Below are 2,714 nucleotides of genomic sequence, written 5' to 3'. Positions count from 1 at the left end.
CTGCGATCTTTTGACTTTTTCAAGAGCAAGATCAAAAGATCGCAGCCTGCGGCAGCTCCTACAGAGGCTCGGGAGTATTCAGCCAGCGAATGCCCGGCGCCCGGCTTCCATCTCGGTGCGCAATTCACCGATGAAGTCAGAGATGGTACGCACGCTGGTCAACTGCTCGGTCGATACACCGGCGATCAGCAGCTTGACTTCCCCGCTGGCGGGATCAAAAACCTCGATGCGCAGCAGCCCGCCGCTCTCCGTGCATTCGCAGGCCAGGGGCTCGAAACCGGACTCTACAATGTTGCAAAGGACTGAAATGGGTATCACGGCCGATGCCTCCGTGGCAGTTGAACGGGACGGCCCCAATGAGGATAGATGCAATTTGCCGATTCCGCGCCAGTCGATACTGTTAACTGCCCCGCATTTTCGGCCTTTGCTCAATGGCTATTGTCTTTCCAGATCCAGTTCCAGATCCCCGGCAACTGCGCCGGCTGTGAACTGTCGCGCAACGTACGCGCCATGGCGGCCCGTTGCAGCGCGGCGGTATCGTCATAAAACGCTATTGGGGCAGTCCTGACCCCCGTCGCCCGGGCACTGTCGAGAAGGATCTGCAGGTATTCACGGGTATGCCGCGCGGTGTAGCGATTGAGGTCGTGGAACGTCACCACCACCGGAATCACCCCGTCTACCATCGGCAGCTCGCCCCGGGCAATGCGCTCGCGAACCTCGGACATCGAACGCAGCATATGCGCGCGGCGCCGGGGGCTGGCGTTGAAGCCCCAGATCTTGCCGTCATTGGCGCTCAGGTCGGTCAGCAGCACATGCAGGCCATGCTGCTGGTAAGCGGCGAAGGTGCGTTTGTCGTAGCTCCAGAATGGCGGGCGCAGCAGGGTCGGCGGCGCACCGGTGATCGCGGCGATGTCGGCGCACCCATCTGTGAGCGCCTGCTCCAGCTCTTGCGCGTTGAGCGAGCGATGATTGGTGTGCGAGGGCGTGGCCGTGTGGAAGGCCAGGATGTGCCCGGCATCGCGCTCGCGGTGCATGACCGCCCGCCCGATGTCACTGGCGCCAGCCCGCGAGGCACGGGTCTGCACGAAAAACACCGCCTTGATGCCGGGTTGCACAGGATTGATCGCCAGGCTGTCGAGCACGGTCTCGGTCGGGTTCCAGAAACTCGAGGCGCTGGGGCCATCGTCGAAGGTCAGCAAAAAGCGGATCGGTGGTTGCGTGCGCAACGCCTGTTCGGTTTGCGGCGTCATTTCAATGGGTGCGGCGATACAGCCCAGCAGACTGGCTGCCATGGCGAGCACCGATAGAACCTTGATCAACTGTTTCATGTTTTGCCTTGAGCCAGACCCCACGACGGTGGGACGAGGTTGGATAAGGTACACAGTGTTTGGTTCCGCCGCTCCCCACACCTCTGTAGGAGCGAGCAGGGGTTGGGTCAACGCAAAGGGTTTAGACATCTATGCTGAACACACCAGCCGGAGGGTTTAATCGATGTGTGGACGCTTGTCGCAATACCGGGGCATACACGACTTCGTGGCGGTGCTGAGCATTCCCGACGCCTTGATCAACCACGTTGGCGATCAACCACTGGCTCGCTACAACGCTGCGCCCACCACCCAGCTGGCGCTGTTGCATCTGGAGAACGATGGCTTGCATGCCGATTCGCAGCGCTGGGGCTGGCGGCCGCACTGGGCGAAGGATCGAGCGGCGCCGATCAATGCGCGCGTCGAGAAAGTCGCCCACGGCCCGTTCTTTCGAGCCATCTGGCCCCATCGCGCTATCTGCCCGGTCGACAACTGGTTCGAATGGGTCGATGCCGGGGACGGCACGCGGCAACCCTGGCTGATTCGCCGACGTGACCAAGGGCCGGTCTTCTGTGCGGCAATCGGGCAGTTTCCGCAGGGTGGTGCAGCCCCCAGGGATGACGACGGCTTTGTCATCATCACGGCCGATAGCGCCGGCGGCATGCTGGACGTTCATGATCGCCGTCCGGTGGTGTTCAGCCCGGAACTGGCCCGCGAATGGCTGGACCCGGCGACGCCCAGGGAGCGGGCCGAACAGATGGTGCTGCTACAGGGGGAAGGCAGTGATGCTTTTGAGTGGTACCGGGTCGATAAGGCTGTGGGCAACGTCAGGAATCAGGGGGCCGGGTTGATTGACGCATTGAAGGTATGAACACCCCTAAAACATGGCACTTTGATGCTCCTCACCGCTTGTCAGACAACGTCAGGGGCTTACATACATTTGCCAGAGCTGCGGCTAGGATTCGCGCCGTATTTCCAGTGGTATACCAAGTTGACCAAAGAGTCAGCAACAAAGGAAATTCCTTACATCAAGCCCTTGCAGAGAACTCAATTGCGCGACGATTTCACCAATAATCAAGTCGCGAGTCTGGCGTGCATTTATCTAACAAAGACAGAGCACTACCAACTCGACCATTTCATCGGGCAGTACATTCAGACCCGTAGCCTGCTTTCAATTCCCAATATCAAGCAAGTCCTGGGTTCAATCCTCGAACGCTATCCGGGTAAATCCCCGGTCATGGTCAACGAGTTGAATGCGTGGATCGACAGGAAGCTGGGTTATCGGGCCACTCATCCCGACTTTTCGCAGTTGCTGGAATAAGCTCGAAGCCCCCGCTCGATGCGTAATGCTGTTCACTTAGACATGGGGGTTGAATAGGGATTGGGGGGGGCATATCCATTGCTGCGGTA

General features: G+C 59.7%; 4 protein-coding genes. 2 read left to right on the top strand and 2 right to left on the bottom strand.

Features of this window, described 5'->3' with window-relative positions; all coding sequences use genetic code 11:
- Nucleotides 1-78: 78 nt before the first annotated feature.
- Nucleotides 79-318, bottom strand: coding sequence for a DUF1652 domain-containing protein (locus PG5_RS32735; protein WP_020801369.1), 240 nt, complete (start codon nucleotides 316-318; stop codon nucleotides 79-81).
- A gap of 110 nt (nucleotides 319-428) precedes the next feature.
- Nucleotides 429-1,328: a polysaccharide deacetylase family protein gene (locus tag PG5_RS32730; RefSeq protein ID WP_020801368.1), complete on the bottom strand. Its 900-nt coding sequence runs from the start codon at nucleotides 1,326-1,328 to the stop codon at nucleotides 429-431.
- 163 nt (nucleotides 1,329-1,491) lie between these two features.
- On the opposite strand from PG5_RS32730, the gene PG5_RS32725 reads away from it, so the two are divergent.
- Nucleotides 1,492-2,175: an SOS response-associated peptidase gene (locus PG5_RS32725; RefSeq protein WP_020801367.1), complete on the top strand. Its 684-nt coding sequence runs from the start codon at nucleotides 1,492-1,494 to the stop codon at nucleotides 2,173-2,175.
- A gap of 180 nt (nucleotides 2,176-2,355) precedes the next feature.
- A complete protein-coding gene (locus tag PG5_RS32720) occupies nucleotides 2,356-2,625 on the top strand; it encodes a hypothetical protein (RefSeq protein WP_033044701.1) in 270 nt (89 codons plus the stop codon).
- The last annotated feature ends 89 nt before the right edge of the window (nucleotides 2,626-2,714 follow it).

It is taken from the genome of Pseudomonas sp. G5(2012), from assembly GCF_000408945.1.
In the GTDB taxonomy this organism is placed as follows: Bacteria; Pseudomonadota; Gammaproteobacteria; order Pseudomonadales; family Pseudomonadaceae; genus Aquipseudomonas; species Aquipseudomonas umsongensis.
This window is presented reverse-complemented; position numbering and strand designations above follow the sequence as displayed.

Coding starts and splice junctions, on each gene's coding strand:
- PG5_RS32730 (WP_020801368.1), bottom strand. CDS start 1,328: ATGAAACAGTTGATCAAGGTTCTATCGGTGCTCGCCATGGCAGCCAGT.
- PG5_RS32725 (WP_020801367.1), top strand. CDS start 1,492: ATGTGTGGACGCTTGTCGCAATACCGGGGCATACACGACTTCGTGGCG.